This window comes from Rheinheimera sp., from assembly GCF_036568245.1.
Lineage (GTDB): Bacteria > Pseudomonadota > Gammaproteobacteria > Enterobacterales > Alteromonadaceae > Alishewanella.
In genome coordinates this window covers 1-3,550 of sequence record NZ_DATCSY010000011.1, presented here as the reverse complement: position 1 = coordinate 3,550, position 3,550 = coordinate 1, and the positions used below count along the sequence as shown (strand labels likewise).

Below are 3,550 nucleotides of genomic sequence, written 5' to 3'. Positions count from 1 at the left end.
CATGACCAGCCAAAGCTACCTGCAACTGATGCAGAGCGCGCTCGACAAGGTTAAAGCGGTGCTGCCGGTCGAGAGCAAAAGCCGGTTAGAGCATTTAGCCGATGCAATGGCGACACCCGCCAGTGCCCCGCCGATGCAGGCTGATCTGAGCTTACTGCAACAAGCAATAGCCCGGCGCCAGCTGGTACAGTTTTGTTATCAAAAGGCCGATTTAAGCCAGAGCGAGCGTTTAGCCGAACCCGCCGGCTTAATTTACTACCTGGGGCGCTGGCACTTTATTGCCTGGTGCAGGCTACGTAATGCCTACCGCGATTTTCGTACCGACCGTATCAGCCAGCTTAAGTTATTGTCAGAAGTCGTCGATAGCCGCGAGAGTTTTAATGCCCGCGATTTTATCCGCCAGAGTATGCCCGATGCGCCTTTGCAAGCCTCAGTTAGCTTTACGCCGGTAGCCGCCGACCGGGCAAAACGTGAATGGTGGCAAGGTATCAGTGGCGAAGTTTATCAGGCTGATACTGTGCAACTTACATTAAATTGCAGCGACTGGCGCAGCCTTGCCAGCTGGCTGCTTAGCCTTGGTGGTAGTGCAACAGTAATAGAACCGGCAGAACTCATTAACGAACTGCGCCAGCAAAGCCTGGCCACGTTGGCACAGTATCCGCGCGAATAACGACATCTAGCCTTCGGGCTTTTGCTGGCGCAGCGCTTTGGTAGCACCGCGCTGTTTTTTCTTTTCCAGCCTGCGCTGCTGACTGCCGTAAGTTGCTTTCGTCGCAACGCGCTTTTTTGCTACCTTGGCGGCTGACTGCACCAGCTCGATAAACTGCGCTAACGCCTGTTCGCGGTTCATTTCCTGGCTACGGCTTTGCTGGCATTTAATGATAATTTTACCGCTTTGTGTAATACGGTGGTCGGCTTTGGTCAGCAGCCGTTCTTTATAAAATGCCGGCAAACTGGACGCGTTAATGTCAAAGATAAGCTGCGCGGCAGTGGACACTTTATTCACGTGCTGCCCACCTGCTCCACTGGAGCGGATAAACTGCCATTCCAGCTCATTGTCGTTCAGCGCCACAGCATTTGAGATTTGAATTGCCATCAGCGGCCTTTGTTAACTCGCAATAGCGCGATCAGACCATAACAGCAGCGGTGTGGCAAGCTTTGCTCCTGAGCCTGTGTAGATGGCAAACTGCGGTGATATACGCCTAAAGTCTATGCACCTTAAGTCTAAGTTCGTTAACACAGCTTTTTAGCTACAGTAAGGCAAAAGCCATTTACCGTTATCGACGCGAGGATGCACTTATGGCAGACACATCCAACAGCCTTTATCAGCGGCATTATCAACACGCCCTCAACACACCTGAAGAGTTCTGGCAGCAGCAGGCAGCTGTACTTAGCTGGTATAAAACCCCCAATACCGTACTAAAACAGCAAGATGAAGATCATTATCAATGGTTTAGTGACGGTGTATTGAACACGGCCTATCTGGCACTTGACCACCATATTGAACAAGGCCGCGGCGAACAGGCCGCGCTGATTTACGACTCACCGGTAGCGGGCAACAAGCAGCGTTTTAGTTACCGCGAGCTGCGTGATGCAGTAGCGCAGTTTGCCGGCGTATTGAAAGCTCTTGGCGTGCAAAAAGGCGACCGGGTGGTTATTTATATGCCGATGATCCCGCAGGCGGCGATTGCCATGCTGGCAGTCGCCCGCTTAGGCGCCGTGCACTCAGTGGTATTTGGTGGTTTTTCCGCACATGAACTGGCGCTGCGCATTGACGATGCCCAGCCCAAAGTGGTGGTCAGCGCGTCCTGTGGTATTGAGGTAAACAAGTTAATTGCCTACAAGCCCTTGCTGGATGAGGCGATAAATAAAGCGACACACACACCGGATTACTGCGTGATTTACCAGCGGCCACAACTGCATGCCGGGATGCAAACCGGCCGCGATCTGGACTGGCAACAGGCCGTAGTCAAAGCGGAGCCAGCCGCTTGCGTGCCGGTTAAAGCCACTGATCCGTTATATATCCTCTACACATCCGGCACCACCGGCAAACCCAAAGGCGTTGTGCGCGACAATGGTGGCCATGCTGTAGCCCTCAGTTACAGCATGCAGGCGGTGTATAACGCCAAAGCCGGTGATGTATTCTGGGCGGCGTCTGATGTTGGCTGGGTCGTCGGCCATTCTTACATCGTATACGGCCCGTTGATCGCCGGCTGCACCAGCATTTTATATGAAGGTAAACCGGTATTTACACCCGATGCCGGCGCATTCTGGCGCGTCTGTGCAGAATACGGCGTTAATATTTTGTTTGCCGCGCCGACGGCGTTTCGGGCTATCCGTAAAGAAGATCCGCAAGCGGCATTACAACAGTACGATTTATCGCTGCTGCGCAGCATTTTTATGGCAGGCGAACGGCTGGACCCGGCGACGTATCAGTGGGTGGTAGAAAAACTGCATAAACCGGTGATTGACCATTGGTGGCAAACCGAAACCGGCTGGCCTATTGCCGCTAACCCGACAGGTTTAACCCAGTTCAGTGCAAAACCGGGGTCGTCCTGCATGCCGGTGCCCGGTTTTAATGTGCAGATCCTCAATGAAAGCGGCAAAATACTGCGGCCTAACGAGCAAGGCTATATTGCGCTGAAGTTACCCTTGCCACCTGGCTGCTTAACCACTATCTGGGGGAATGACGAACGCTTTGTTGATGGTTACCTGCGTAGCTTCGCCGGTTACTATGCCAGTGGCGACGGAGGCTATATCGATGAAGACGGTTATCTGTTCGTGATGGGCCGCACTGACGACGTGATAAACGTCGCCGGCCATCGCTTATCAACCGGTGAGATGGAGCAAATCGTTGCCAGCCACCCGGCCATTGCCGAATGCTGCGTGATCGGTATTCCCGAACCGGTAAAAGGTCAGCAGCCGCTGGCACTGGTGCTGATTAAAAATGGCGTTGAGGTGGATGAAACCATATTGCAGGCAGAGCTGGTGGCAATGGTGCGGCAGGAAATAGGCGCTCTGGCCTGCTTTAAACAGGCCATTATTGTGCAGCGGCTGCCCAAAACCCGTTCGGGTAAAATTCTGCGCAAGTTATTGCGCCAGATAGCAGATGGCAGCAAGTACAGTGTGCCATCCACTATAGATGATCCTGCCAGCCTGCCGGAAATTGCTACTCTGATGGCCGAAAGAGGTTTAATCAGCGCCCCCTGACAGGCTGAGCTTGCTGCAGCTGTCACTAAATCGGTATTACTGATAGTGATGGCTGCACTGCTCTGATAAGCTAACGCCATCTAATGATATCCAGTGGGATAAGGCACTGCCCTTACTATGCTTTTGATGAATAAACAGATCTCACCCAAAAACCTGCTGCTACAGCTGGCTGAGCAGCTGCAACGTTACCCTGGACTTATGGCGGCGCTGGCCTTTGCCTCAGGCATTGCCAGTTATGTGCTGGTCGATCGCAAAGAATCGCTGGCCCAGCTGATTGCACTATTTCTGTTGATAAGCTGGTTATGGCTGCTACTGGATAACTGGTTGCGTGAACGTATCG

4 protein-coding genes are annotated in these 3,550 nt (G+C 52.9%); 3 read left to right on the top strand and 1 reads right to left on the bottom strand.

Annotation, left to right across the window (positions count from 1 at the left end; translation table 11 throughout):
- On the top strand, window positions 1–670 hold a 670-nt coding region (locus tag VIN66_RS00445), incomplete at its 5' end, for a WYL domain-containing protein (RefSeq protein WP_331922154.1).
- 6 nt (window positions 671–676) lie between these two features.
- Here the strand turns inward: VIN66_RS00445 and arfB are convergent.
- Window positions 677–1,096, bottom strand: coding sequence for an alternative ribosome rescue aminoacyl-tRNA hydrolase ArfB (gene arfB, locus VIN66_RS00440; protein ID WP_331922153.1), 420 nt, complete (start codon window positions 1,094–1,096; stop codon window positions 677–679).
- Window positions 1,097–1,269: 173 nt separating this feature from the next.
- On the opposite strand from arfB, the gene VIN66_RS00435 reads away from it, so the two are divergent.
- Both VIN66_RS00435 and VIN66_RS00430 read left to right on the top strand, forming a co-directional pair.
- A complete protein-coding gene (locus VIN66_RS00435; RefSeq protein WP_331922155.1) occupies window positions 1,270–3,210 on the top strand; it encodes a propionyl-CoA synthetase in 1,941 nt (646 codons plus the stop codon).
- A 117-nt stretch (window positions 3,211–3,327) separates the two neighbouring features.
- The coding region (locus tag VIN66_RS00430) for a DUF5924 family protein (protein WP_331922152.1) at window positions 3,328–3,550 on the top strand (223 nt) is incomplete at its 3' end.